Source organism: Pseudomonas ovata, from assembly GCF_003131185.1.
Taxonomy (GTDB): domain Bacteria; phylum Pseudomonadota; class Gammaproteobacteria; order Pseudomonadales; family Pseudomonadaceae; genus Aquipseudomonas; species Aquipseudomonas ovata.
In genome coordinates, this window is sequence record NZ_QFFU01000002.1 from 314766 (window position 1) to 339265 (window position 24500).

Below are 24500 nucleotides of genomic sequence, written 5' to 3' on the forward strand. Positions count from 1 at the left end.
GCCTTTATCGCTATCCATAAAACATCGACCGTGCCTCGGTCGATAAGGGAGTACGACGTGTTCAATCTCAATGACTGGCAACAGCGTGCCGCGCGCCAAACGTTCATCGACAAAGCCGTTATTGGTGACCGGGAAGTGGCATCCGTCTCCGGAGCGACGTTTGACGCCATCAACCCGGCCACCCATCAGTTGCTGGCTCGAGTCGCCGCTTGCGGTGAAGAGGAGGTCAACCAGGCCGTGCGCTGTGCACGACAGGCCTTTGACACCGGGCCCTGGCGGCGTATGCCGGCTGCCGAGCGCAAGAAAATCCTGCTCAGGCTTTCCGGTTTGTTGATGACCCACCGCGAAGAACTGGCGCTGCTCGATTCGCTGAACATGGGCAAGCCTGTGATGGATGCCTATAACATTGACGTGCCGGGCGCCGCTCATGTCTTCGCCTGGTACGGTGAAGCCCTCGACAAGCTCTATGACCAGGTCGCGCCCACAGCCCACAACTCACTGGCCACCATCACACGGGAAGCCCTGGGGGTTGTCGCCGCTGTAGTGCCCTGGAACTTCCCATTGGACATGGCCGCCTGGAAGCTGGCACCGGCATTGGCTGCCGGTAACAGCGTGGTACTCAAACCCGCCGAACAATCGCCTTTTTCTGCCCTGCGCCTGGCGCAACTGGCCCTGGAAGCCGGTCTTCCGGCAGGGGTGTTGAATGTGGTTCCAGGGCTTGGCGAAACCGCCGGCAAGGCCTTGGGGTTGCACCCGGATGTTGATTGCCTTGTGTTCACAGGCTCTACCCGGGTAGGCAAGTGTTTCATGCAGTATTCGGCCCAGTCCAACCTCAAGCAAGTATGGCTCGAATGTGGCGGCAAGAGCCCGAACCTGGTGTTCGACGATTGTCAGGACCTTGACCTGGCCGCCGAGAAGGCGGCGTTCGGCATCTTTTTCAATCAGGGCGAAGTGTGTTCGGCCAACTCACGCCTGTATGTGCAACGCTCCATCCATGACGAATTCATTGAGCGCCTGATTACCAAGTCGCAGGCCTGGATGCCTGGCGATCCGTTGGACCCGGGCAGCGCTGCAGGTGCGATTGTCGACAGTGGGCAGACCCGGCGCATCATGAGCGCGATTGCCAAGGCACAGGACGAGGGGGCGAAGTTGCTGTGCGGTGGCCAGCAGATGACCTTCAATGGTTCTTCAAACTTCATTCAACCGAGCCTCTTTGCCGGCGTGACCCGCACCATGAGCCTTTCGCGCGATGAAGTGTTCGGCCCGGTGCTGGCCATCAGCGCTTTTGACACCGAGCAAGAGGCGGTGCAACAAGCCAACGACAGTGTCTATGCGCTGGCAGCCTCAGTGTGGAGTGATGACCTCAATCGTGCACACCGCGTCGCCCGCGCCCTGAATGCCGGCACTGTGTCGGTGAATACGGTCGATGCACTGGACGTCTCGGTACCCTTTGGAGGCGGCAAACAATCAGGATTCGGTCGTGATTTGTCGCTGCATTCATTCGATAAATATACACAGTTGAAAACCACCTGGTTTCAACTGCGCTGAGTCATGCGTGATTAGCGGGCCTGTCATGCCGTTGGATGCTTTAACCTGTGTCCATGACTGAGCCTGCAAAGAAGGAAGCACGATGCAATGGCAGCATCCAAAGGTTGCAAAAGCAGCCTGTCCATCGTTGATCCAGGTATGAATCGCTTGCTGTTCATCGCCCTGGACGGCCCCAAGGGCACCGGCAAGACCACGCTATTGGAAGCGGTCACGCGTGTACTCAGGGCCGACGGCAAGAAAGTGATCCGGTTGTGCGAGAAGAAAAACGATCCTTGCCGGGGTGAAACCATGGCCCTCGTCAACCGGCTTGCCCGGGCGCCGGACGCCGGACTGGAATGGGCGGTGTGTGAGCGCCTGGCCCAAAGCCGGGCCTGGATATCCGGGCATGTGTTGCCCAGGCAGCCGCCTGGCAGCATCGTCCTGATTGATCGCTGGTACCCGTCGGACGCTGCCTTTCGGCGGCTGGTGCCGTTTGCCGAGATACTGCGGCTGAACATGGCACACAACGTACAGGTGCCCGACCTGCATGTGGGCGTGGTGACTGCGCCCGAAACCTCATGGGCCAGGGCTGCGGCCCGCTCGCGCGGGCTGAGCAGTACGGTGATCCACCGCCTGGAGGAGCATGTCGCCTGCACCGAGACGTTCGAACGCGTGGCGGCCGATCAGGGCTGGGTGCTATGCCGTAACGACGGAACAATTGAAGAGGCGACCCGGCAGGTAGTGGCCGAGATCCAGGGATTGCTCTGAAACCCACAGCAGCCACCGGGCACGTGTAGGAGCGCGCTTGCCCGCGACCGGCTGCGTTAGCAGTCGTAAAATTTCAGCGTTTCACAGATTTTGCGAGCGCTGCGCACTCGGTCGCGGGCAAGCGCGCTCCTACCGGGGCGCTGGATGGTCAGCGCTTGGTCAGCGCCTGCTCGGCCTTGACCGACTGGATAAACGCCTGCATGGCCGATGACTGGATACGGTGGCGACGGGTGATCAGCCCGTACGGCGGCAGGCGGGCCTCGAAGTTGATCGGCAGGATGGCGAGCAGGTCACGCCCCGGGTAGTCCTCGACCACAGACACCGGGGTGACGCCGAGCATGTCGGTCTGCTGGATCAGCGACAACAGGGTCATGATCGAGGTGGTTTCGACGATGCTCGCCGGAATGTCCACGCGGGCATTGTGGAACACCTGGTTGATGATCGAGCGCATGGGGCTGGGGTGTTGTTGCAGCACCCAGGTCATGGTTTGCAGCTCGGCCCAGCTCAGGCTGTCGGCGTTGGCCAGTGGATGCCCGGCACCGGCGATCACGCACAGCTCTTCTTCGCCCAGGCTGTCAAAAATCAGCTCTTCGGCCCGTGCGCCGCTGGGGATGCGGCCCAGCACCACGTCCAGCTGATCCTGTAACAGGGCCTGGACCAGCACGTCGCTGGTGTCGACCTGGATGCTCATCGACAGCCGTGGGTGGCTGGATTTGAGGTTGGCAATGGTGCGCGTCAACAGACCTGAGGCCAGCGCCGGAATGGCGCCCACCGCGACCCGGCCCAGGTTGCCGGACTCCAGCGCCACCAGTTCTTCGCGCATGCCAGTCAGTTCGGCGAACACCATGCGCGCGTAATAAATCACTGTCTCGCCGAACGGCGTCGGGCGCATGCCACGCGGCAGGCGCTCGAACAGCTCGACGCCCAGCAGGTCCTCGGCCTCGTGCAGCATCTTGGTGGCCGCCGGCTGGGTCATGCCGATATGGTCGGCCGCCCGGCGCAAGGAGCCCAGCTCCTGCAGAGAGAGCATCAGGCGCAGTTGGCGCAGGCGCAGGCGACTGTGGATTACGTTGGCAGCAGGAATCTGGGTCATCGGGCCGGTTCGTGGTAAAGGGTGCGCAGAGCCTGACAAGAAATGCCAGGCTGTGCCAGTACTGACGCTCAAGACAGCGACTGAGGCTTGCCGGCGCGACTGGAGCGCCAGCCCAGGGCACTGCGCAGCGCCCTGGAAATCAGCGGCCAGAACAGCATCAGCAGCGCGGCGGTGGTCAGCCCGCCCACCAGCGGGTTGGACCAGAAGATGCCCAGTTGCCCGTCGGAGAACAGCATCGACTGGCGAAACGCATCCTCGGCCTTGTCACCCAGCACGGCCGCCAGCACCAGCGGCGCGATTGGATAGCCGAGCTTCTTGAACAGATACCCCAGGGCGCCGAAGCCCAGCATCAGCACGATGTCGAACATCGAGTTGTGCACCGAGTAGGCGCCGATGGCGCAGACCATGATGATGATCGGCGCGATGATCGAGAACGGAATGCGCAGGATCGAGGCGAACAGCGGCACGGTGGCCAGGACCACGATCAGGCTGACCACGTTGCCCAGGTACATGCTGGCAATCAGGCCCCAGACAAAGTCGTGCTGCTCGACGAACAGCGTGGGACCCGGGTGCAGGCCCCAGATCATCAGGCCGCCCAGCATGACGGCAGCGGTGGCCGAGCCCGGGATGCCCAAGGTCAGCATCGGCAGCAACGCACTGGTGCCAGCGGCGTGGTCGGCGGTTTCCGGGGCAATCACGCCTTCGACTTCGCCCTTGCCGAAGCGCTCGCGGTTCTTCGAGAAGCGCCGCGCCAGGCTGTAGCTCATGAACGACGCTGCGGTCGGCCCGCCCGGGGTGATGCCCATCCAGCAGCCGACCAGCGTGCTGCGCACGATCGTCAGCCAGTAACGCGGTAGCCTGGCCCAGGTGCGCAGGATGGTCATGGGCGTAATACGCGCATGCTCACCGCGAAACACCAGGCCTTCCTCGACCGTGCACAGGATTTCACCGATGCCGAACAGGCCGATCACCGCCACCTCGAAACTGATGCCGGTCATCAGCCACGGCTGGTCGAAGGTCAGGCGCAGGTTGCCCGACACCGTGTCCATGCCCACCGCGGCCATGGCAAAGCCCAGCATCATCGCCACCACGGTCTTGAGCGGCGGGTTCTTGCTCATGCCGATAAAGGTGCAGAACGCCAGCAGGTAGACGGCGAAGAACTCCGGCGAACTGAACGACATGGCGAACTCGGCAATGCGCGTCGACAGGAAGGTCAGCAGCAACACGCCCGCCAGTGCCCCGATCAGCGCCGAGGTAAAGGCCGCGGTCAAGGCCTCGGCCGCGCGGCCTTCGCGAGCCATGGGGTAGCCATCGAAGGTGGTCGCCACCGAGGACGGCTCGCCGGGAATATTGAACAGGATCGAGGTGATCGAACCGCCGAACAACGCCCCCCAGTACATGCACGACAACAGGATGATCGCCGACACCGGCGACATGGTGAAGGTCAGTGGCAATAGCAACGCCACCCCGTTGGGCGCCCCCAGGCCTGGCAGCACGCCGACCAGAATGCCCAGCAGCACACCGATCACCATCAGGCCGATATGGCCCGGAGTCATGATCACACTCATGCCTTGCATCAATGATTCGAACTCAGTCATTGCAGCGCTCTCCTGGCCAGGGTCAGCCAGTCGCCCAGGGGGCCGGCATCCAGTGGAACCTTGAACCACAGGGCAAAGATCAGGTAGCTGGCCAGCACTGCGCCGCCTGCCACCGCCACGATGGTCAGCAGGCCGTAGGGTCTGGCGCGCAGGCGGTCACGCCACATGAACCAGGCGATGAACACCGCCGAGGCCATGTAGATGCCGGTAAACGGCATGGCCGCGACGAACACGGCAATCGGCACGAACACTGATAGCACCTGGCCAAAGGCAGCGCGGCTGACAAAGGCCACGCTCAAGGCCTGCCAGCGAATCAGCGCCAGTACGCCGTTACCCAGGCTGGCGCAGGCCAGCAGCAGGCCGATGTAAAACGGAAAGTAGCCAGGCTCGGGACCGGAATCACCCCAGCCGATGCCTTGCTCAAGGCTGCCGTACATGACCACGGCACCGATCAGACCGGTGAACAGCGCCAGGCCCAGTTCCACCCAGCGCGTGCCGACCAGCGCCGGCGTTTGCGACGTATCAGACATGGATCACCTCATTGGCGAGGCTGTCACCGCCAGGCGCAGGCCGGGATGACAGCGGGGCGGGTCACTTTTGCAGCCAGCCGGCATCCTTGAACACCGGCGTGACGCGGGCGGTGTCCTGCTCGATATAGGCGGTCAACTGCTCGCCCTCCAGAAAGGTTGGCACCAGCGCGTTCTGCGCGACATACGCCTTGAATTCCGGCGCCTGGCTGACTTTGCGCATCAGCTCGGTGTAGAACGCACGCTGTTCAGCGGTGATGTCGCCGGGCATGAACACCGTGCGCGGGAAGCGGTACTGGTCGATGCCCAGCCCTTGCTCATGGCAAGTGGGAATGTCGGCCCAGGATTGGTCACCGGCAACCTTGGCGGTGTATTGCATGCGCTGCTGGCTGAACACGCACAACGGCCGGACCTGGTCGCCACGCCACTGGCTGATGCTCTCGGCGGGGTTGTTGACGTTGGCGGCGATGTGTTTGCCGGCCAGTTGCGTGGCCGCCTCACTGCCGCTCTTGAACGGGATGTACACCAGCTTGCTGGCCGTGGTCTTGTTCAGCAGCAGGGTCAGGGTCTGGTCGACATCCTTGGACTGGCTGCCGCCCATGCGCATTTTCGACGGATCGGCCTTGGCAGCCTCGTAGAAGGCCGCGCCGTCTTTCCAGACGGCGTCCTTGTAGGTCCAGAGGACGAAGTCGTCTTCGGCCAGGGCGGCAATGGGGGTCAGTTCCTGCCATTGATAACCGAGCTTGGCCACCAGGGGCAGCAGGTAGACATTGTTTGTGCCGATCACCAGCTTGTCGGCATCGCCCTTGGACATCTTCATGTCGAGGAAGGCTTCGGCGCCGTTGCCGCCGCCCTTGTTGAGCACCACCGTATTGACGTCCAGCAGCTTGTGGGTGGTGATGATCGACTGGATCAGCCGCCCGAGCTGGTCAGTCCCGCCGCCGGGGCCGCCGGCAACGACGATTTCCAGGTTCTTTTCCGGTTGCCAGGCCAGGGCAATGGCAGGCAGGGTGCTGGCGCAGAGCAGGGTGCAACCGAGCAAGGCACGGCGTACACCGCAGGTCGATGCGAGTGGCATGGTGATACCTCTTTTTATTGTAGTTGTTATCGACAAACCGCAGCGCGACCGTCGGAGGGCGCGCTGCGCTTGAAGAAGAGTGTGGGAAGAACGGGCAGGGGACGTCTAGTCAAAACAAAACATACACCGATAACCCTGGGCTATCGGTGGCCGTCTGATAGCGTGATCGCTGGACTGAAATGGAAGAGAAACTCACCTATAACCCAAGGCTATCGGTGTATTTCAATTTTTGATTAGACGGTTATCGGTGCGGCTTCGATAGTACGGCTCGGCATCATCAGAACAACAACAATGACATGAGGGGGATCATCATGACCCGTCCCGGTGACATGCACGTGCCAACGGCAGGTGTCCAGCCTGATTCAGCCAACCCGGCGCTCAGCCAGGTCGCTCGCGCCAGCACCGTACGCTGGCGCATCTTTGCCATCATCTTCCTGCTGACCATGGTCAACCTGATCGACCGCGTATCGCTGTCGATCGCCATGCCGACCATCGCCAAAGAATTCTCGCTGTCGCCCAGCATGCAGGGCCTGATCCTCAGCAGCTTCTTCTGGGCCTATGCGTTATTGCAGATACCGGGCGGCTGGATGATTGACCGTTTCGGGCCGCGCCGGGTCATCACCTGGTCGACCGGGCTGTGGGGCACCTTTCAGGTGCTGGCCGGGTTTGCCACCGGGGGGGTGTCGCTGCTGTTTGCCCGTGTCGCGCTGGGCGCGGCCGAAGCGCCGCTGTTTCCGTCCGGCGGCAAACTGATTTCGCTGTGGCTGGCGCCCAGCGAGCGCAGCCGGGGCGCGGTGATGATGGACAGCGGCAGCCCGTTGGGCGTGGCGCTGGGCGGACTGCTGATTGCCTACCTGATTGCCGTACTCGACTCCTGGCGCCTGGCCTTCGTGATCGCCGGCATCGCCACCCTGGCCCTGGCCTGGCTGGCCTACCGTTACCTGCGTGACGACCCGGCGCTGCACCCGCAGGTCAACAGTCAGGAACTGGACAGGATCCAGGCCGGGCGTGAAACCCCGGTGGCCGAAGCCGCGCAAGTGCCGGTCAAGGGCCTGGGCATCGCGCCACGCTCGCTGGCGGCGTTATTGATCGGCCGCGCCAGCTGGGCCATGGTCTATTTCGGCCTGTTGACCTGGGGCCCGAGCTACCTGGCCCAGGCGCGCGGCTTTGACATCAAGGGCATTGGCGCGGCGACCTTTGCGATCTTCATTTGCGGCGCGCTGGGGTCGCTGGCCGGGGGCTTTCTGTGTGACGGGCTGATCCGCAGAGGTGTGCGACGCGGCCTGGCGGTCAAGGGCCTGCTGACGTTCTCCGGCGTGATTGCGCTGGGGGCACTGTTGCTGCTGCCCACCTTGAGCAATCCGATTGCGGCCGTGGCGCTGTTGGCCATGACCGCGTTCTTTCTGATGTGGGGCAGCCTGTACTGGAGCTTTCCGTCGTTGTTGGCCGCGCCTGCGCGGGTCGGTCTGATCGGCGGGGTGATGAACCTGGCTGGCAGCATCGGCGGCATCTTCGTGCCGATCCTGGTCGGGCTGATCCTGCAATACTTCGGTGGCTTTGGCGCGGCCCTGACGTTCTTCGCCATCTGTGCGGCGCTGTTCGTGGTCGGCACCTTGTTCATCAGCCTCGACGGCCCGCGTGAGGTGCGTCATGTCTGAGTTGTGGAACGGCCCGATCGTCGATGCGCACCACCATTTCTGGGACCCGCAGACCAACTATCACCCCTGGCTGGCGCCCGAGGCGAACATCGCCTTTCGCTACGGCGATTACTCGGCCATCAAGCGGCGCTACCTGCCGCCTGAGTACTTCGCCGATGCGGCCGGCCACAACGTGGTGCAGACGGTGTATGTCGAAACCGAATGGGACCCGGCCGACCCGGTGGGCGAAACCCGGTTCGTCGAGCAACTGCGCCGCCGCTATGGCGTGCCCAATGCCGTGGTGGCGCAAGCCTGGCTCGATCACCCCGAGGCGCAGGCCTTGCTGGCCGAACAGGCCGCATTCCCCAGTGTGCGCAGTGTGCGGCACAAACCGGGCGGGCCTGAGTCGCCAGCCGAAGTCGGCCAGCGCCGCAGCCTGATGAGCGACGAGCGCTGGCGACATGGATTTGCCGCCTTGCAGGGGCTGCAGCTGCATTTCGATTTGCAGACGCCGTGGTGGAACCTGCCCGAGGCCGAATGCCTGGCGCGGGATTTTCCGCAGACCCTGCTGATTCTCAACCACGCCGGATTGCCCTCCGACCGCAGCGAGCAGGGCCTGGCCGGCTGGCACGCGGCCATGGCGCGCCTGGCCGGGCAGCCCAACGTGGTGGTGAAAATCTCAGGCCTTGGCCAGCGCGCAAAGCCCTGGCGCGCGGATGACAATGCCTGGATCGTGCGCGAGCTCATTGCCATGTTCGGCAGCGAGCGAGCGTTGTTTGCCAGCAACTTTCCGGTCGACAGCCTGTGCGGCTCGTTCGACGACATCTATACCGGCTTCAAGCAGATCGTGCGGCATTTGCCACAGGCCGAGCAGCAACGCCTGTTCTACAGCAATGCCCGGCGCATCTACCGTTGCGAACATGACGCCACCGACACCGCGTGGCCTGAACACCCCCTGAGGAGTCAATTATGAGCAAGCCCCGCATCGCGATGGTCCTGGGAGACCCGGCCGGCATCGGCCCTGAGTTGATCGCCCGGCTATTGTCCGAACCACAGGCGCGCCGCCAGGCGCAGGTCATCCTGATCGGTGACGAAGCCGAGCTGCAGCGTGGCATGAGCCTGGCCGGCGCCGAGTTTGCGTATCGTCATGTCAGCTCGGTGCAAGACCTGGACTTCAGCGACGACACGCCGCTGTTCTATAACTACCGCGGTGACACCGAAGGTGAGTTTGCACGCAGTGAGGCCACGGCCAAGGGCGGTCGCTATTGCCTGGACACGCTGGCCATCGCTCTGGACCTGACCGCCGCCAAAAATACGGACGCGGTGTTGTTCGGGCCGCTGAACAAGACATCGCTGCACATGGCCGGCATGGACCACAGCGATGAACTGCACTGGTTTGCCGAACGGCTGGGGTTTGCCGGGCCGTTCTGTGAGTTCAACGTGCTTGACAACCTCTGGACCTCGCGGGTGACCTCGCATGTGGCGCTGTCATCGGTGCCGGGCCTGCTCAGCCACGACAAGGTGGTGCAGGCCATCGAACTGATCGACACCGCGCTCAAACGCAACGGCCTGGCCAGTCCGCGCATCGGCGTGTGCGGCCTGAACCCGCACAACGGCGACAATGGTTCGTTCGGCCGCGAGGAAATCGACATCATTGCCCCGGCGGTGCGCACCGCCCAGGCCAAGGGCATCGACGCCGACGGCCCGTACCCGGGCGACACCATCTTTCTCAAGGTGCAGGGTGATGCCAGCGCCTTTGACGCAGTGGTGACCATGTACCACGACCAAGGCCAGATCGCGATCAAACTGATGGGTTTCTCCCGTGGCGTCACGGTACAGGGCGGCCTGCCGATACCGATTACCACGCCGGCACACGGCACCGCGTTCGACATCGCAGGCCAGGGCAAGGCCAACCCGGGCGCCATCCGCCAGGCTTTCGAGATCGCTTGCCGCATGGGGCGCAACAACGCCTGACCGTACCGGCTTCAACGACCCCCCTTGACCGCATGCCGTGCCTTGCACGCCATGCGGTTTTTTTATGGGCGGCGCCCGCTTGCCGGCACCGATCGTAGGAGCGCGCTCTGCCCGCGACCGGCTGCGTTAGCAGTCGTAAATTTGTGGCGTTTCATAGATTTCTGCGAGCGCTACGCACTCGGTCGCGGGCAAGCGCGCTCCTACTCCGCACGTACTCAAGGGCAGATTCCTATAACCCCGTCATCGACCATCTGCGCCAACCTATTACCTGTAGCTATCACTGGATATGCATAAGTGATTATCCGCGTCGGCGGGTAACTGGCTAAATCGGTTCATCGATTCGTCGACAACAACTACAAAAGACAGGAACCCTGACGCATGAAAATCAAAGCGATCCGTACCCGTGTATTCGAGTGGAAAGGCAAGGTCGTCCCGCCCCAGGCGCATTTCTGCACCAATGCCAGCGACATCCTGTTCGAGCGTGGCGATGCCATGGGCTCGTTCCGTTTCCACGGCTGGCTGGTGGTCGAGGTAGAAACCGACACCGGGATCGTCGGCATCGGCAACTGCGCCCTGGCCCCACGGGTCGCCAAGGAAATCATCGACACCTACCTGGCGCCCATCGCCATCGGTGAAGACCCGTTCGACAACGAATACATCTGGCAGAAAATGTACCGCCAGAGCCACGCCTGGGGCCGCAAGGGCATTGGCATGGCCGCCATCTCGGCCATCGACATCGCGGTCTGGGACATCATGGGCAAGGCGGTCAACAAACCGGTGTTCAAACTGCTGGGCGGGCGCACCAAGGACAAGATCTGGACCTACGCCTCCAAGCTGTATGCCAACGACAACCTCGACCTGTTCCTGGAAGAGGCCCAGGGCTACCTGAGCCAGGGCTTCAACGCACTGAAGATGCGTTTTGGCTACGGCCCCAAGGACGGCCCGGCCGGCATGCGCCGCAACATCGAACAAGTGCGTGCACTGCGTGAGCTGGCCGGCCCCGATGTCGACATCATGCTGGAATGCTACATGGGCTGGACCCTGGAATACGCCCGGCGCATGTTGCCCAAACTGGCCGAGTTCGAGCCGCGCTGGCTGGAAGAGCCGGTGATTGCCGACGATATCGAGGGCTACATCGAGCTCAAGAAGATGGGCATCATGCCGATTTCCGGCGGCGAGCACGAGTTCACCTCCTATGGCTTCAAGGACCTGCTGGAGCGCCGTGCGGTCGATGTGATCCAGTACGACACCAACCGCGTCGGTGGCATCACCGCGGCACGCAAGATCAACGCCCTGGCCGAGGCCTGGTCGGTGCCGGTCATTCCCCATGCCGGCCAGATGCACAACTACCACCTGACCATGTCCACCACCGCCTCACCGATGGCCGAGTTCTTCCCGGTGTTCGATGTCGAGGTCGGCAACGAGCTGTTCTATTACGTGTTCAAGGGTGAGCCGCAACCGGTCAATGGCTTTATCCAGCTTGACGATGACACGCCCGGCCTGGGCCTTGAGATTTCCGATGAGTACCTGAGCGAATTCAACATCATCGAGTGATCACTGGCCGGCGAGCGTCGCCCGAGCGGGCGCCGCCCTGGCCCCAGGAGCTTTCATGTCATCCCATTACGGACACAATTTCATCAACGGCCAGCGCAGCGCGCAAGGCACGGTTCTGCTGCACAGCGTGGCAGCCAGCACCGGCGAGCCGCTGGCGCATGCCTTCGTGCAGGCCACCGAAGCCGAGGTCGACCAGGCCGCCTGCGCGGCGCAAGCGGCCTATCCGATTTTCCGCAACCTGCCGGCCGGGCAACGCGCGGCGTTCCTGGACCGGATCGCCGACGAACTGGACGCACTGGAGGCCGGGTTCATTGACCTGGTGTGTGCCGAAACCGCCTTGCCGGCGGCGCGTATCCAGGGTGAGCGGGCCCGTACCAGCGGCCAGATGCGCCTGTTTGCCAAGGTACTGCGCCGCGGCGATTTCTATGGCGCCCGTATCGACCGCGCCTTACCGCAGCGCCAGCCGCTGCCACGGCCGGACCTGCGGCAGATGCGCATCGGGGTGGGCCCGGTCGCGGTGTTTGGGGCCAGTAATTTCCCGCTGGCCTTTTCCACCGCCGGCGGCGATACCGCTTCGGCGCTGGCCGCCGGCTGCCCGGTGGTGTTCAAGGCCCATAGCGGGCATATGGCAACCGCCGAGCGCGTGGCCGAGGCGATCATCCGCGCAGCCGAACACACCGGCATGCCGCCGGGCGTGTTCAACATGATTTACGGCGCTGGCGTCGGCCAGTGGCTGGTCAGTCATCCGGCGATGGCGGCGGTGGGCTTTACCGGCTCGCTCAAGGGCGGCAATGCCCTGAGCCAGTTGGCGGCGCAACGGCCACGGCCGATTCCGGTGTTCGCCGAGATGTCGAGCATCAACCCGGTGTTCGTGTTGCCTGAAGCCCTGAGCCTGCATGGCGAGCGGATTGCCCGCGATCTGGCCGGTTCGGTGGCGCTGGGGTGTGGCCAGTTTTGCACCAGCCCGGGCCTGGTGATTGGCGTGCGCAGCGAGGCCTTCAGCGCCTTTATCAAGCAACTGGGCGCCCACCTGGCCGACCAGGCGCCACAAACCATGCTCAATGCCGGCACCCTGGCCAGCTATGAACAGGGTTTGCAACGCCTGAAGGCGCATACCGGGATTCAACTTCTGGCCGGGCAGGCACAGCCGGGCAACCAGGCCTGCGCGCACCTGTTCCAGGCCCAGGCGCGCCTTTTGCTCGACGGTGATGAAGTGTTGCATGAAGAAGTCTTTGGTCCGGCCACCGTGGTGGTCGAGCTGGAGAATGAAACGATGCTCAAGCAAGCCATCAAGGGCCTGAGCGGCCAGCTTACCGCCACCGTGATCGGCGAGCCGCAAGAGCTGGCCAGCCATGCCTGGCTGCTTGAGGCCTTGCAGGAAAAGGTCGGTCGTATCCTGCTCAATGGCTACCCGACCGGCGTTGAAGTTTGCGATGCCATGGTGCATGGCGGACCGTACCCGGCGACGTCCGATTCGCGCGGCACCTCGGTGGGCTCGCTGGCGATCGACCGTTTCCTGCGCCCGGTGTGTTTCCAGAATTACCCCGACGCCCTGTTGCCCGATGCCCTCAAGGACGCCAACCCGTTGGGTATCCGGCGCCTGGTCGATGGGCAGGCCGAGGAGGGCACGACACGCGCCGCTTGAGGCCTCGTCATCCCTATCACTGCGTTACCGACGACTGACAACAATAATTAAAAAGGACACCATGATGACGGACACTTCCAACGTGGCTCCCGCTGCAAGTCATTCGACTGCGCGGAGGGCCTGCGCATGAGCAGCACCCTTGATAACGTCGATGTCCGCGCCTCGACCACCGCCGGTGCGCGGGTGGCCAACCAGCGCTGGCTGCGGGTCATTCCGCCCATTCTGATCACGTGCATCATGTCTTACATGGACCGCATCAGTATCGCCTTTGCCATGCCCGGCGGCATGGCCAGCGACCTGGGCGTGCCGGCCAGCATGGTTGGGTTTGCCGGCGGTATTTTCTTTATCGGCTACCTGTTCTTGCAGGTGCCGGGCGGCAAGCTGGCGGTGCATGGCAGCGGCAAGACCTTCATCGGTTGGTCGCTGCTGGCCTGGGCGGTGCTTTCGGTGCTCACCGGTTTTGTGCGCAACGAGTATGAGCTGCTAATTCTGAGGTTTGCCCTCGGGGTGGCCGAGGGCGGCATGCTGCCGGTGGTGCTGACCATGATTGCCAATTGGTTCCCGGACCATGAGCGCGGTCGGGCCAACGCTATTGTGATCATGTTCGTGCCGCTGGCCGGCATCATCAGTGCGCCATTGGCCGGCTGGATCATTGCGGTCTATGACTGGCGCATGCTGTTCATCGTCGCCGGTGTGCTGTCGGCGCTGGTCATGGTGCTGTGGTGCTTCACCATCAGCGACCGGCCGCAGGAAGCCAAGTGGATCTCGGATGAAGAACGCGATTACCTGGTCAACACCTTGCGTGAGGAGCAGGAGAGGCTGCGCGAGGAAGGCAAGGGCAGTCAGTCGCTGCGCGAGATTCTGCCGGACAGCACCCTCTGGCACCTGATTGCGGTCAACTTTTTCTATCAGTTCGGCATCTACGGCTTCACCCTGTGGCTACCCACCATCATCAAGAACCTGACCCACAGCGGCATGGGCATGGTCGGGATGCTGTCGATCCTGCCGTTCCTGGGCGCGCTGGCCGGCATGTTCCTGTTTTCCAACCTCTCGGACCGCACCGGCAAGCGGCGCATCTTCGTCTGCATTCCCCTGGCCGGGTTCGCCGCGTGCCTGTTCTTGTCGGTGGTGCTGCGTGAAAACATCTGGCTGGCCTACAGTGCGCTGGTCGGTTGCGGCTTTTTCCTGCAATCGGCGGCGGGCGTATTCTGGACCATTCCGCCCAAATTGTTCAGCGCCGAAGCGGCAGGCGGTGCACGCGGGCTGATCAACGCGCTGGGTAACCTGGGCGGGTTCTGCGGCCCTTACATCGTCGGTCTGTTGATCACCTATTACGACCAGGGCGCCGGCATCTATGCCTTGGCCATGTCCCTGGCCCTGGCCGCTGTGCTGGCGCTGTTCCTGCCTGTGCGTTGCGAACGTTGATTGTCATCCATTGCTGATTGCCATCCCTTGCGGAGTATCGATATGAGTCGTGAAATCCTGTTGCTGGTTGAAAAATGTGCCCATACCTTCAGTTTCTATGACGTTGCAAGCGGCGATGCCCTGGAGCACATCCGCCTGCCGGACTTTCCCCATGAGTTCGTCGTGGACGCGCAAAACCGTTATGCCTACGTCGGCCACTACGGCATTGAAACTTCCAGCCATAAAGGCGAGGGCGGCACCTCGATCTTCGTCATCGACCTGCAGGCGCGCAAGCACGTGCGCACGCTGGACATCTGGCCGTATCGCCGCCCGCACGGGCTGGCCATGGACGAGCAGGGCCGTCTGTACGTGCTGAGCGAAGGCGATTCGACCCTGCTGATCTTCGATGCGCCGCAAGAGCGTGACGTGCCGGACCGGGCCATTCCCTCGGGCGGCTACAAAAGCCACCTGGTCGCCCTGACCCGCGACGGCGAGACGGCCTTTGCCCTGAACCTGCTCAGCAACACGGTGACGCGCCTGAAGCCGCAGGACCCGACCCAGGCGCCACAACCGTTGCAACCGGGTGGGCGGCCTGAGGGCAACTGCTTCAGTGCCGACGAAAAAGTACTGTACGTGGCCACCCGCAGCGACAACTCGATCGTGGCCGTAGACACCGACAGCCTGGAGATTGTCGCCCGGGGCAAGACCGGCATCGACCCGACGCGCATCTACCGTGACCGCAATGATCAGCTGTATGTCACCAACTACGGCGAAACCTCGCTGTCGGTGTTCGACACTGCGCTCAACGAGCTGGGTCGCATCGACCTGGCCAGCACCGCCATTGCCATGAGCTTTCACCCCACCAAGGATCTGGCGTTCGTGACCTTGAAGGACCAGCGCGTCGGCATGCTCGACCTGCAGACCCGGCAAGTGACCCGCTACTTCAATACCTTGCTGGAGCCCGACGTGTCGCAGGTGATTGTGGTATGACGCCGCTCGCCCTGATCGATGCCCATCACCACCTCTGGGACCTGTCCCGGCTGGCGTATCCGTGGTTGCAGGGTGAGGGCGACCCCGGCTTCTTTCTGGGCGACTACCAGGCGCTGCGCCGCAACTACCTGCCCGAAGACCTGCACCATGATGCCCGTGAGTTTCGGCTGGTGGCCTCGGTGCATTGCGAGGCCGAGCATGAGCGCGGGCAGCCGCTGAAAGAAACCCAGTGGCTGACCGCGCTGCACGCCCGCTCATCGTTGCCCATGGCGCTGGTGGCCTGGGCACCGCTGACCGATCAGGCCGTGGCCGAGGCGCTGCTGGAGGCGCATGCCCAATCGCCGTTGCTGCGCGGTATCCGTTGCAAACCCGTGACCGCCAAGGGCGCTGCACAGCGTGATGCGGTCAAGGGCGCGTCGGGCAGCTTGCAGGATCCTGCCTGGCACCAGGGCTTGCGCTTGTTGCAACGTCATGGACTGTCCTGGGACCTGCGCGTGCCCTGGTGGCACCTTGAGGAGGCGGCGCAGTTGCTGGAAAGCTTTCCTGACCTGCCGGTGATCCTTAACCATACCGGGCTGCCCTGGGACCGCAGCCCTGAAGGGCTGGCCGGCTGGCACCGCGGCATGCAGGCCTTGGCCCGCCTGCCGCGGGTGGCAGTCAAGGTCTCGGAGTTCGGCTTGCCGGAGCCGGGCTGGCGTGTCGATGAGAACCGGCGCATCGTGCGCGAGACACTGGCGCTGTTCGGCCATGATCGCTGCATGTTTGCCAGCAACTTTCCGGTGGCCGGGTTGCGGATCGGTTATGGCGACCTGGTACGGCACATGGCGGATTTTCTGGCCGAGGATACGCCGGCGCAGCAGGAGGCTTTTTTCCAGGGGACTGCGCAGGCGTATTACCGGATCGAGCCGGGGGCGCCGACAAGCGCCCCCCGGGGTCAATAGGCGGCGGTGTAAATCGCCAAGGCATCCGCTTCCAGGACAGTACGCGGGTTATTGACCAGCAGGCGCTGCTGTTGCATCGCACTGCGGGCCAGTTCAGGCAGGCTTTCCAGGGTGACCCCGGCATCACGCAGGCGCAACGGCAGGCCGACAGCGGCATGGAGGCGCTGCAGCTCGTCGATGAACTGCGCGGCCGCGTCGCCCGGGGCCAGTCGCTCACCCAGCACGCAAGGCGCCAGTGCGGCGTAGTGCTCGCGGGCATCGGGCAGGTTGAACGCCAGCACCTGATTGAGTACCAGCGCGTTCGACAGCCCGTGGGGCAGGTGAAAGGTGGTGCCCAGCGGGTAGGCCAGTGCATGCACCGCGGCCACCGGGGCGTTGGCAAAGGCTTGCCCGGCCAGGCACGCGCCCAGCAGCATGGCCTGGCGGGCCTCAAGGTCATGCGGTTCACGCACGGCTTGTTCCAGGTGGGCGCTCAGCAGGCGCAGGGCTTCGCGGGCCAGCAGGTCGGAGATCGGGTTCTTGCGCAGCTTGCTGGTGTAGGCCTCGATGGCGTGCACCATGGCGTCGATCCCCGTTGCCGCGGTCACAGGACCCGGCAGGCCCACGGTCAGTTGCGCGTCGAGAATGGCCAGGTCCGGCAGCAATTGCGGCGATACCACGCCGGACTTGCCGGTGGCGGTGGTGACAATAGAGATCGGCGTGACCTCCGAGCCGGTGCCGGCCGTGGTCGGCACCTGAATCAACGGCAGGCGGGTGCCGCTGGCCTGGTTGACGCCGTAGATGTCGCTCAGGCCCTGGCGTTGTCCGGGATGCGCCAGGTAGGCGACCAGCTTGGCGGTGTCCATGGAACTGCCACCGCCAAAGCCGACGATCAGGTCGGCGCTCATGGTCCGTGCCTGTTGCGTGGCGGCCAGCACCAGCGCTTCGGCCGGGTCTGCCAGTACGTCGCTGTACACCTGCAGGTTGATACCGGCGGCGGCAAAGCCAGGCAGCACCGTGTCCAGCAGGTGATGGCGGACAATGCCGGCGTCGGTCACCAGCAGCACGTTGCGTGCGCCACGTTCGGCGCAATGCTCGGCCAGTCTGGCCGCCGCGCCGCTGGCGCAGATCAGGTGGGCAGTGGTACTGAAATTGAAGGCTTGCATAAAGAACCTCTGTCTATTTCTGGATGCACCGCAGTGCTTAGTCGGGCTGGGGCGGCAGGCCGGCATCGATGATGGTCTGGGCCACCGCTTCCATGCTGGTGCGGCTGGCCATGGCATCGCGTTGCAGGCGGCGGTGGGCGTCGTTTTCACCGATGCGGTGGCGGGCCATCAACAGGGCCTTGGCCATGGAAATCTTCGAGACTGCCGGCTGCCGGGTCTGCAATTTGCGCAGTTGGGCGAGCATGTCGATGCGTGCGCGCCAGGCGGCGCGGGCCATCAGCAACTGGGTCAGCAGGCCGAAGGGTCGCAGTGGGCGCTCGATGACCGCCGCCGGCTGGGTTTCCAGCACCAGTTGCAGCATCGAGGGGTTTTCGTACCCCACCACAGCGATGATCGGCGGTGCCTGCTCGCTCAGGCCCTCGACCAGCGCCTGGGTGTTCAGGCGCTGGCTGAGTTCCACCGCCAGCAGCACCACGTCGGTGTGTTCCGGCAGGCACGCAGGCACCGGCCAGCATTGCTCGACGATGCAGCCGATGCGCTGCAACTGGTCGAGCACCACACGCGCCTCGGCGTCCACCGGGTGAATCACCAGCACGCGCAGGCCCTTGAGTTCGCGCAACAGCGAAGGGGCGCTATTCATCTGTCCCTCCCGGCGCTCATGGCTGCCCGTCCAGTTGGTAGTCGACCATATAGGGGCTGGGCTTGACCGGTTGCTCGCTCTGCACCACCAGCTCGAAGCGGCGCCTGGCGTCCAGGCGCGCGATGCGTGGCCACAGCCAGGTGTGCTGGGTGTCGGCATCGATCTGCACGCGCCCTTGCGGGGCGTCGAACAGCGCACCGGCCAGGCTCTGGCGCAGGGCGTCGATGGACGAACCCTCGGCCCGGCGTGCCGCTTCGGCAAACAGGTGCACCTGGAAATACGCCGCCTCGGCCCCGGCTGTCAGCGGGGCCTGGTCACCAAAGCGCGCCCGGTAACGGGCCACGAATGCCTGGCTGGCCGGGGTCTGCAAGGTCGAGAACCACGGCGCCGCCGACACATGCCCTTCGGCTTCTTCATCGCTCATGCACAGCACGTCGACCTCGTTGGTGGCCAGGCTGGCGATGGGCATGTGTGCCGGATCGAAACCGGCCTGCCGATAGGCGCGATGCAGCGCCGGAATGTCACTGCCGACGATGGTCGAGTAGATCGCGTCCGGCGCCGTGGCCCGTGCCTGGTGCATCACCCGCTCGAAATCCTCGGCGGTGGCATGGAACGGCAGGTAGATTTCATCCACCACCTCGCCACCGGCCTGCTCGAACAGCTCGCGCATGATGCGGTTGGACTCGAACGGGTACACGTACGAGCCGCCCACGAACAACACACGGTTGCCGAAATGCGCCAGCACGTAGCGCGCCAGTTGCACCGAGTTCTGGTTCGGCGCGGAGCCTGTGTAGTAGCAATAAGGCGAGTACTCGAATCCTTCGTAAAGGGTGGGGTAGAACAATAAGCGGCGCCGGCTTTCGACCACCGGCAGCACCAGCTTGCGCGTGCTCGACATGTGGGTGCCGAACAGCACCTGCACCTGCTGTTCGTCACACAGGCGCAGGGCGCTGTCGCGGTAGTCTGCAGGGTCAGGGCCCGGGTCGCCATCCACCGCCACCAGCGGCCGGCCGTGCAGGCCGCCAGCGTCGTTGACCTCGGCAATGGCCAGGTGCGTGGCATTGGCCTGGGTGGTTTCCGAGGCTGCCGTCAGGCTGCTCCGGGAAAACAGCAGGCCGACTTTGTAGTCCGTGTTCATGAGCTCAGGCTTTCCCAATCGATCTGTTGTTCGAACGCGTGCGCGACCTGGTACAGCATGGCCTCGGCATAGTCGCGCGCCACCAGCATCATGCCGACGGGCAGACCGGCCGCCAGGCCACAGGGAATCGATAGCGCGGGGTGACCGGTGACATCGAACGGCGCGGTGTTGGCGTTCATTTCCAGCGCGCGTTGCACCCACTCGCTGGCCGAGGCGTCTGCTGCGGGCAACTTCGGTGCCTTGAGCGGCACGGTGGGCATCAACAGCACGTCGAAGTCCTGCCATTGCCGGTCGTAGGCGGCGCGCAACTGCCGCGCAGCATTCTGGGCCCTGGCGTAGTAGCGGCCGCCATAGCGCTGGTAGGCATAGTCACCTGCCAGCAGGCAGGTTTTCAGGTCATGGGGAAATTGCCCGGCCTTGCGCTGCCAGTCCTGTTGCGCCTGCATCAGGCTTTCGACGTACAGGCCTTTCCAGTTCGAACCGTAATTGCAGCCGCGCAACAACTGGGTGGTGCCTTCCACCGCAATCGGCGTCCAGATCGCATGGCCCAGGGCATGCAGCGGGATCGAGACGTCCTCGACCCGGGCGCCGAGGCCTTCGAACAGGGCCGCCGCACGGCGCACGGCCGCGTCGACATCGGCCTCGGAGTTGGCGTGCCCGAAGCCTTCGCGCACCACACCGATGCGCAGGCCCGCGCAGCCCTTGCCCAGCGCCTGGGTGTAAGCCTGAGTCGGCACCACCCGGTCCTGCCGGGGGTCCAGGCCATCGGCGCCGGCCAGCACTTCGAGCATCAAGGCGTTGTCGGCGAGGTTGGCGCTCATGACCCCGGCGTGGTCCAGGGTCATTTCGATGGGCATGATGCCGGTATAGGGAATCAGGCCGTGGGTAGGCTTCAGGCCATAGATGCCGGAATAGGCCGCCGGGATACGCACCGAGCCGCCCTGGTCGGTGCCGATGCCCAGGTCCACTTCACCGGCGGCGATCAGCGCCGCACAGCCCGACGATGAGCCGCCGGTGGAATGTCCCGGATTGCGCGGGTTATGCACCGCGCCGGTGGCGTTGGTGTGGCTGCTGCCCGACACGCAGAAAAACTCGCAATGGGCCTTGCCCAGAATCTGCCCACCGGCGTCCAGCACGCGGGTGGCCACCGTGGCATCAAGGTCCGGTACGTAGCCGTGCAAGGTCGAGGCTCCGTTCATCATGGGTACGCCGGCCAGGCAGATATTGTCCTTGAGCGCCACGCGCTTGCCGGCCAGCTTGCCGGTGGCGGCGCCCTGGATGTCGGTGCGCACGTACCAGGCGTTGTAGGGGTTGCGCTCTGGGATGTGGCCGGGGCCGCGTGGGTAGCGCAAGGCTGGCGGCGGGCTGGCGAGGGTGTCGAGGCGGTCGTAGTCCTGCCAGACAGCTTCAAGAATGTCCGCGTACTCGCGCAGCAACGGCTCGCCGGCCTCCAGGCCAAGGCGGTGGCCGATCTCGGCGAGCTCATCCAGGGTAGGGCGTTGAATAGACATGACAGGTTCCTTATGCATGAAAGCCCATGAAGCGCTCGGCGATGGCCTCGGCACTGGTGCTGGCCGGGTCGACCTCGTCCACCAGCTGGCCGTTCTCGATGATCAGGATGCGGTCGGACAAGGCACTGAGAAACTCGATGTCCTGTTCCACCAGGATCACCGCCAGGTGCTGTTCCACACGCAAGCGCTGCAGGGTTTCGATGATTTCGTCGCAGATCGATGGCTGGATGCCCTCGGTGGGCTCGTCCAGCAGGATGATGTCCGGTGCGCCACACAGGCAGCGGGCCAGGGCCAACAGTTGTTGCTCGCCCCCGGACAGCGCACCGCCCGGTTGGTCGAGCAGGCGCTGCAGGCGCGGGAAATACGCCAGGATGCGCTCGAGGGTGGCGTCGGCCTGGTCAAAATCCTTGACGCAGCCCATGCGCAGGTTTTCCCGCACGCTCAGGTGGGCGAAGATCTGCCGCCCCTGGGGCACATAGCCGATGCCGGCACGGGCTCGCTGGTGGGCGGCGGCCTTGCTCAGGTCTTTGCCGGCCATGTGCAGGCTGCCGGCCATGGCTGGCAGCTCGCCCATCAAGGCGCGCAACAGTGTGGTCTTGCCCATGCCATTGCGGCCCAGTACACCCAGGCAGGTATTCGCCGCGCAGCTCAGGCGAATGTCGCGCAGCACAGGGATACGGCCGTAGCCGGCCGATAAACCGATGACTTCAAGCATGTTTGATCTCCTGCTTGCCCAGGTACGCTTCGCGCACGGCCGGGTCCTGGGTCACCTCGGCAAAGCTGCCCTGGGCCAGAATCGCGCCTTGATTGAACACGGTGACGGTGCCGGCAATCAGGCGAATGAACGCCATGTCGTGCTCGACCACCACGATGGTGCTGTGGGCATTGATCTCTTTGATCAGCGCGGCGGTCTTGCGCACTTCCTGATAGGTCATGCCGGCGGCCGGTTCGTCCAGCAGCACCAGCGCCGGGCGCGAGGCCAGGATCATGCCCAGCTCGACCCACTGGCGCTGGCCATGGGCGAGGTCACCGACCAGGCGCGAGCGCAGTTCGGTCAGGCCGATGCGCTCCAGGGTCTGCCCGGCGGTGTCGCGGGCCTCACCGGCCCCTTGCAGGCGGCTGGCGGCCAGGCGCAGGTTTTCCAGCACATCCAGGCCGTCGAAGACACTGGGCGCTTGGGTCTTGATGCCGATGCCCAGGCGTGCCACCTGGTGCGGTGCCAGCCCGGAAATACGCTGGCCCTTGAAGTGGCAGACGCCACGCGTGGGCTTCAACTGGCCACTGAGCATCTTGAAGAACGTGCTCTTGCCCGCGCCGTTGGGGCCGATCAGGCAGCGCAGTTCGCCTTTTTCCAGGGTAAAGTCCACTTCTTTGACCGCATGGACGCCGCCGAAGCTGACGCCCAGGCCTTGGGTTTGCAACAGGCTCATTGGGCAGGCTCCTGTGTCGGTACAGGCCGTGGACGGCGCTGGCACAGGCGCGTGACCCAGGCGCCCAGGGTTGGCAGCAGGCCACGAGGCAAGAGCATGACGAAGGCCAGCAGGATCAGCCCCAGGACAAAGCCGCTGTCGATGTGCTGTTGCTCGCCCAGGCGCGCCATCAGTGCCTGAATGCCGATGCAGGCCAGGATCGGCCCGAACAGGGTGCCGCGCCCGCCCACGATGACCCAGATGATGATCTGCGCCGACTGCGCCAGCCCGAACACTCCAGGGCTGACAAACGCGCCCCAGTTGGCGAACAGGCAGCCGGCCAGCCCGGCGATGCCGCCGCCCAGGCTGAACACGATCAGCTTGTGCAGGCGCGTGTCGTAGCCCAGCAGGCCGGCACGCTGTTCGTTTTCGCGAATCGCCACCACCACCTTGCCGAAGTGGCTGGCCAGCAGCCCGCGCAGGCCCAGGTAACACAGGATCAGCGCGGCGCCGATCACCTGGAATAACGTTTCCGGCTCCAACACCTGTTCGGGGTTGAACGGCACGTTCAGCGTGGGAATCGCCGGGATGCCATTGAAGCCGCCCAGCAAGGCGCTGCCGATGTGGTACTCGGGCCCGGAGGTGGAGTTCATCACATTGAACAGGATCAAGGTGACTGCCAGGGTGATGACGCCCAGGTACACGTCGCTGATGCCGCCATAGAACATGAAGTAGCCCATGGCGGCGGCCACCAGTGCCGGCACCGCAATGGCCAGCAGCACCGGCCAGGTGCTGTCGCCGATATTGAGCACCCCGATGGCATAGGCATAGGCACCCAGGCCGAAGAACGCTGCCTGGCCAAAGCACAGGATGCCGCCAAAGCCCCAGATAAAGGCCAGGCTCAGCGCCAGCAGCGCCATCACCAGGTAGATGGTCAGGGACAACAGGGTAAACAGGTCCAGCCACTGTGGCAGGACCACTACAAGCCCGGTGGCCAGGACGCAGCCGAGCACGGGTAACAGCATGCGGGTATTGACAGGCATCAGAACGCCCTCCGAAAGAAACGACCGGTAATGCCCTGGGGCAACACGCGAATCAGCACGATGGCCGCCAGCAACAGCGCCACTTCACCGAACACAGGGGTGCTGAAGAAGGTCACGACCTGGCTGATCAGCCCGAAACCACCCGCCGCGCTGAGCGTGCCGGTGATGACCGCGCTGCCGCCGCCGATCACGGTGATAAAGGCCTTGGCGATGTAGCTGGCCCCCAAGGTCGGGATGACGCCGGTCAACGGCGCCAGGACGGCACCGCCCAGGCCGGCCAGCGCCGCACCCAGCCCGAAGGTCAGGCTGTAGATACGCCCGGGGTTGGTCCCAAGGGCGGCCGCCATTCTGGCGTTTTGCATGGTGGCGCGGGCACACAGGCCAAAGTGGGTAAAGCGCAGCAGTGCCCACATGCCCAACAGCACCGCCACCGCCACGGCAATCACGAACAGCCCGTAGCCGCTGGTTTGGTAAGCGCCGATGCTGATACCCGGCAGCGGCGAGCTGATGCCCACCGTGGTGTTGCCGAACAGCATGGTGGCCGCACCGGTCAGCGCCAGGCTCAGGCCCCAGGTGGCGAGCATGGTGTCGATCATGCGGCCATACAGGTGCCGCACCAGCAGGCGCTCTACCAGCATGCCGAACACCCCGACGCTCAAGGGCGCCAGCACCAGGATCGAAATCCAGATGGGCACGTGCAGGTGATGGGTGGCGAGCACGGCGACGTAACCGCCGAGCATCATGAACTCACCGTGGGCCAGGTTGATGATCTTCATCATCCCGAACACCACTGCCAGGCCGATGCTGAGCAGCACCAGCGTGGCGATGGCGCCCACGATCTGCAGGGAAAAAATGGCAGCCCAATCCATGACCGCCTC

The 24500-nt window shown here is 64.2% G+C and carries 22 protein-coding genes; 10 read left to right on the forward strand and 12 right to left on the reverse strand.

What is annotated here, in order from left to right; genetic code table 11:
- Nucleotides 1-57 precede the first annotated feature (57 nt).
- Together DGA31_RS04620 and DGA31_RS04625 are read left to right on the forward strand one after the other, a co-directional pair.
- Nucleotides 58-1548 (forward strand): aldehyde dehydrogenase, encoded by a 1491-nt coding sequence (locus tag DGA31_RS04620; protein WP_109511711.1) that lies wholly within the window; start codon nucleotides 58-60, stop codon nucleotides 1546-1548.
- Nucleotides 1549-1686: 138 nt separating this feature from the next.
- Nucleotides 1687-2295, forward strand: a complete 609-nt coding sequence (locus DGA31_RS04625) for a dTMP kinase (RefSeq protein ID WP_109511847.1) — start codon at nucleotides 1687-1689, stop codon at nucleotides 2293-2295.
- Between the two features lie 148 nt (nucleotides 2296-2443).
- Here DGA31_RS04625 and DGA31_RS04630 read toward each other — a convergent pair whose 3' ends face one another.
- The 4 genes from DGA31_RS04630 to DGA31_RS04645 form a co-directional block, all read right to left on the reverse strand.
- On the reverse strand, nucleotides 2444-3388 hold the full coding sequence (locus tag DGA31_RS04630; RefSeq protein WP_109511712.1) for a LysR family transcriptional regulator: 945 nt from the start codon (nucleotides 3386-3388) through the stop codon (nucleotides 2444-2446).
- A 68-nt stretch (nucleotides 3389-3456) separates the two neighbouring features.
- Nucleotides 3457-4986: a tripartite tricarboxylate transporter permease gene (locus tag DGA31_RS04635; protein WP_056839362.1), complete on the reverse strand. Its 1530-nt coding sequence runs from the start codon at nucleotides 4984-4986 to the stop codon at nucleotides 3457-3459.
- Nucleotides 4983-5516 carry a tripartite tricarboxylate transporter TctB family protein gene (locus tag DGA31_RS04640; protein WP_056839360.1) on the reverse strand — a complete coding sequence of 178 codons (534 nt, stop codon included), beginning with the start codon at nucleotides 5514-5516 and terminating at the stop codon, nucleotides 4983-4985. The genes DGA31_RS04635 and DGA31_RS04640 overlap by 4 nt, the downstream gene beginning before the upstream one ends.
- A gap of 61 nt (nucleotides 5517-5577) precedes the next feature.
- The gene (locus DGA31_RS04645; protein WP_109511713.1) at nucleotides 5578-6591 is read right to left on the reverse strand and encodes a Bug family tripartite tricarboxylate transporter substrate binding protein; all 1014 of its coding nucleotides are present in this window, start codon (nucleotides 6589-6591) and stop codon (nucleotides 5578-5580) included.
- 329 nt (nucleotides 6592-6920) lie between these two features.
- Between DGA31_RS04645 and DGA31_RS04650 the strand changes: the two genes are divergently transcribed.
- From DGA31_RS04650 to DGA31_RS04685, 8 genes are all read left to right on the forward strand, one after another.
- Nucleotides 6921-8249, forward strand: a complete 1329-nt coding sequence (locus DGA31_RS04650) for an MFS transporter (protein ID WP_161959151.1) — start codon at nucleotides 6921-6923, stop codon at nucleotides 8247-8249.
- Entirely contained in the window at nucleotides 8242-9201 is a 960-nt protein-coding gene (locus DGA31_RS04655) for an amidohydrolase family protein (protein ID WP_109511715.1), read from the forward strand. Before DGA31_RS04650 ends, DGA31_RS04655 begins: the two co-directional genes overlap by 8 nt.
- Nucleotides 9198-10202 (forward strand): 4-hydroxythreonine-4-phosphate dehydrogenase PdxA, encoded by a 1005-nt coding sequence (locus tag DGA31_RS04660; RefSeq protein ID WP_109511716.1) that lies wholly within the window; start codon nucleotides 9198-9200, stop codon nucleotides 10200-10202. The genes DGA31_RS04655 and DGA31_RS04660 overlap by 4 nt, the downstream gene beginning before the upstream one ends.
- Before the next feature lie 378 nt (nucleotides 10203-10580).
- Nucleotides 10581-11756: an L-rhamnonate dehydratase gene (locus DGA31_RS04665; protein ID WP_109511717.1), complete on the forward strand. Its 1176-nt coding sequence runs from the start codon at nucleotides 10581-10583 to the stop codon at nucleotides 11754-11756.
- A gap of 55 nt (nucleotides 11757-11811) precedes the next feature.
- Nucleotides 11812-13401, forward strand: a complete 1590-nt coding sequence (locus DGA31_RS04670; RefSeq protein WP_109511718.1) for an aldehyde dehydrogenase (NADP(+)) — start codon at nucleotides 11812-11814, stop codon at nucleotides 13399-13401.
- 126 nt (nucleotides 13402-13527) lie between these two features.
- Nucleotides 13528-14826 carry an MFS transporter gene (locus DGA31_RS04675; protein WP_056839348.1) on the forward strand — a complete coding sequence of 433 codons (1299 nt, stop codon included), beginning with the start codon at nucleotides 13528-13530 and terminating at the stop codon, nucleotides 14824-14826.
- A gap of 42 nt (nucleotides 14827-14868) precedes the next feature.
- A complete protein-coding gene (locus tag DGA31_RS04680) occupies nucleotides 14869-15795 on the forward strand; it encodes a YncE family protein (RefSeq protein WP_109511719.1) in 927 nt (308 codons plus the stop codon).
- Complete coding sequence (locus tag DGA31_RS04685) at nucleotides 15792-16736, forward strand: amidohydrolase family protein (protein WP_109511720.1); 945 nt, start codon at nucleotides 15792-15794, stop codon at nucleotides 16734-16736. The genes DGA31_RS04680 and DGA31_RS04685 overlap by 4 nt, the downstream gene beginning before the upstream one ends.
- Here DGA31_RS04685 and DGA31_RS04690 read toward each other — a convergent pair.
- The 8 genes from DGA31_RS04690 to DGA31_RS04725 are packed head-to-tail and all read right to left on the reverse strand — an operon-like array spanning nucleotide 16730 to nucleotide 24491.
- On the reverse strand, nucleotides 16730-17881 hold the full coding sequence (locus DGA31_RS04690; protein ID WP_109511721.1) for an iron-containing alcohol dehydrogenase: 1152 nt from the start codon (nucleotides 17879-17881) through the stop codon (nucleotides 16730-16732). The two genes, DGA31_RS04685 and DGA31_RS04690, sit on opposite strands and share 7 nt — an antisense overlap.
- A 37-nt stretch (nucleotides 17882-17918) precedes the next feature.
- Entirely contained in the window at nucleotides 17919-18521 is a 603-nt protein-coding gene (locus DGA31_RS04695) for an ANTAR domain-containing response regulator (RefSeq protein WP_056839341.1), read from the reverse strand.
- Between the two features lie 16 nt (nucleotides 18522-18537).
- The gene (locus tag DGA31_RS04700) at nucleotides 18538-19659 is read right to left on the reverse strand and encodes a transporter substrate-binding domain-containing protein (RefSeq protein WP_109511722.1); all 1122 of its coding nucleotides are present in this window, start codon (nucleotides 19657-19659) and stop codon (nucleotides 18538-18540) included.
- Nucleotides 19656-21170 (reverse strand): amidase, encoded by a 1515-nt coding sequence (locus DGA31_RS04705; RefSeq protein WP_109511723.1) that lies wholly within the window; start codon nucleotides 21168-21170, stop codon nucleotides 19656-19658. Before DGA31_RS04705 ends, DGA31_RS04700 begins: the two co-directional genes overlap by 4 nt.
- A 10-nt stretch (nucleotides 21171-21180) precedes the next feature.
- Nucleotides 21181-21885, reverse strand: coding sequence for an ABC transporter ATP-binding protein (locus tag DGA31_RS04710; protein ID WP_109511724.1), 705 nt, complete (start codon nucleotides 21883-21885; stop codon nucleotides 21181-21183).
- Nucleotides 21878-22600, reverse strand: coding sequence for an ATP-binding cassette domain-containing protein (locus tag DGA31_RS04715; RefSeq protein WP_109511725.1), 723 nt, complete (start codon nucleotides 22598-22600; stop codon nucleotides 21878-21880). The genes DGA31_RS04710 and DGA31_RS04715 overlap by 8 nt, the downstream gene beginning before the upstream one ends.
- Nucleotides 22597-23622 (reverse strand): ABC transporter permease subunit, encoded by a 1026-nt coding sequence (locus DGA31_RS04720; protein ID WP_109511726.1) that lies wholly within the window; start codon nucleotides 23620-23622, stop codon nucleotides 22597-22599. Before DGA31_RS04720 ends, DGA31_RS04715 begins: the two co-directional genes overlap by 4 nt.
- Nucleotides 23622-24491: an ABC transporter permease subunit gene (locus DGA31_RS04725; RefSeq protein WP_109511727.1), complete on the reverse strand. Its 870-nt coding sequence runs from the start codon at nucleotides 24489-24491 to the stop codon at nucleotides 23622-23624. Before DGA31_RS04725 ends, DGA31_RS04720 begins: the two co-directional genes overlap by 1 nt.
- Between the last annotated feature and the right edge of the window lie 9 nt (nucleotides 24492-24500).

What these genes read in the sequence shown, in the direction of transcription:
- DGA31_RS04680 (WP_109511719.1), top strand. Translation starts at nt 14,869, where the DNA reads ATGAGTCGTGAAATCCTGTTGCTGGTTGAAAAATGTGCCCATACCTTC.
- DGA31_RS04665 (WP_109511717.1), top strand. Translation starts at nt 10,581, where the DNA reads ATGAAAATCAAAGCGATCCGTACCCGTGTATTCGAGTGGAAAGGCAAG.
- DGA31_RS04690 (WP_109511721.1), bottom strand. Translation starts at nt 17,881, where the DNA reads ATGCAAGCCTTCAATTTCAGTACCACTGCCCACCTGATCTGCGCCAGC.
- DGA31_RS04650 (WP_161959151.1), top strand. Translation starts at nt 6,921, where the DNA reads ATGCACGTGCCAACGGCAGGTGTCCAGCCTGATTCAGCCAACCCGGCG.
- DGA31_RS04640 (WP_056839360.1), bottom strand. Translation starts at nt 5,516, where the DNA reads ATGTCTGATACGTCGCAAACGCCGGCGCTGGTCGGCACGCGCTGGGTG.
- DGA31_RS04695 (WP_056839341.1), bottom strand. Translation starts at nt 18,521, where the DNA reads ATGAATAGCGCCCCTTCGCTGTTGCGCGAACTCAAGGGCCTGCGCGTG.
- DGA31_RS04630 (WP_109511712.1), bottom strand. Translation starts at nt 3,388, where the DNA reads ATGACCCAGATTCCTGCTGCCAACGTAATCCACAGTCGCCTGCGCCTG.
- DGA31_RS04655 (WP_109511715.1), top strand. Translation starts at nt 8,242, where the DNA reads ATGTCTGAGTTGTGGAACGGCCCGATCGTCGATGCGCACCACCATTTC.
- DGA31_RS04625 (WP_109511847.1), top strand. Translation starts at nt 1,687, where the DNA reads ATGAATCGCTTGCTGTTCATCGCCCTGGACGGCCCCAAGGGCACCGGC.
- DGA31_RS04725 (WP_109511727.1), bottom strand. Translation starts at nt 24,491, where the DNA reads ATGGATTGGGCTGCCATTTTTTCCCTGCAGATCGTGGGCGCCATCGCC.
- DGA31_RS04720 (WP_109511726.1), bottom strand. Translation starts at nt 23,622, where the DNA reads ATGCCTGTCAATACCCGCATGCTGTTACCCGTGCTCGGCTGCGTCCTG.
- DGA31_RS04685 (WP_109511720.1), top strand. Translation starts at nt 15,792, where the DNA reads ATGACGCCGCTCGCCCTGATCGATGCCCATCACCACCTCTGGGACCTG.
- DGA31_RS04635 (WP_056839362.1), bottom strand. Translation starts at nt 4,986, where the DNA reads ATGACTGAGTTCGAATCATTGATGCAAGGCATGAGTGTGATCATGACT.
- DGA31_RS04700 (WP_109511722.1), bottom strand. Translation starts at nt 19,659, where the DNA reads ATGAACACGGACTACAAAGTCGGCCTGCTGTTTTCCCGGAGCAGCCTG.
- DGA31_RS04645 (WP_109511713.1), bottom strand. Translation starts at nt 6,591, where the DNA reads ATGCCACTCGCATCGACCTGCGGTGTACGCCGTGCCTTGCTCGGTTGC.
- DGA31_RS04705 (WP_109511723.1), bottom strand. Translation starts at nt 21,170, where the DNA reads ATGTCTATTCAACGCCCTACCCTGGATGAGCTCGCCGAGATCGGCCAC.
- DGA31_RS04670 (WP_109511718.1), top strand. Translation starts at nt 11,812, where the DNA reads ATGTCATCCCATTACGGACACAATTTCATCAACGGCCAGCGCAGCGCG.
- DGA31_RS04710 (WP_109511724.1), bottom strand. Translation starts at nt 21,885, where the DNA reads ATGCTTGAAGTCATCGGTTTATCGGCCGGCTACGGCCGTATCCCTGTG.
- DGA31_RS04660 (WP_109511716.1), top strand. Translation starts at nt 9,198, where the DNA reads ATGAGCAAGCCCCGCATCGCGATGGTCCTGGGAGACCCGGCCGGCATC.
- DGA31_RS04675 (WP_056839348.1), top strand. Translation starts at nt 13,528, where the DNA reads ATGAGCAGCACCCTTGATAACGTCGATGTCCGCGCCTCGACCACCGCC.
- DGA31_RS04715 (WP_109511725.1), bottom strand. Translation starts at nt 22,600, where the DNA reads ATGAGCCTGTTGCAAACCCAAGGCCTGGGCGTCAGCTTCGGCGGCGTC.